This is a genomic window from Pseudomonas sp. 30_B (assembly GCF_017491605.1).
In the GTDB taxonomy this organism is placed as follows: domain Bacteria; phylum Pseudomonadota; class Gammaproteobacteria; order Pseudomonadales; family Pseudomonadaceae; genus Pseudomonas.
The window spans coordinates 1-492 of the sequence record NZ_JAFGYY010000228.1; the positions used below are offsets into that span (position 1 = coordinate 1).

Annotated in this window: 1 protein-coding gene; it reads right to left on the reverse strand. The window is 66.9% G+C overall.

The window, feature by feature from the left end; translation table 11 throughout:
• A partial coding sequence (locus tag J5M67_RS28045; RefSeq protein WP_368735966.1) for a type II and III secretion system protein family protein occupies positions 1–492 on the reverse strand: 492 nt, incomplete at both ends.

A 492-nucleotide genomic window follows, 5' to 3' on the forward strand; every position in this document is an offset into this window, starting at 1 on the left:
GGTTCGCCGGCTGCACGATGTAGGGCGTGACGATCACGACGACCTCGGTCTTGTCGTTCAGGTAGTTGCGCGACGAGAACAGCTTGCCGAGCACGGGCAGCCGCGCGAGGCCCGGCAGCTCGGCGAGTACGTCGCTGCTCTTGCTCTGCAGGAGCCCGCCGATCGCGAAGCTCTGCCCGCTCGACAGCTCGACCGTCGTGTCGACGCGGCGCACCGTCAGCGCCGGCACCTTGATGCTGCCCGTCGTCACGCTGTTGGTCGGATCGATCTCGCTCACCTCCGGGCGCACCTTGAGGCTGATCCGGTTGTCGGCGAGCACGGTCGGCGTGAAGTCGAGCGACACGCCATATGGCTTGAACTGGATCGTGATCGCGCCCGTCGTGTCCTGCGCGACCGGAATCGGAAACTCGCCGCCCGCGAGGAAGCTCGCGGTCTGGCCGGAGATCGCGGTCAGGTTCGGCTCGGCGAGCATCGTGATGAGGCCTTCCTGAT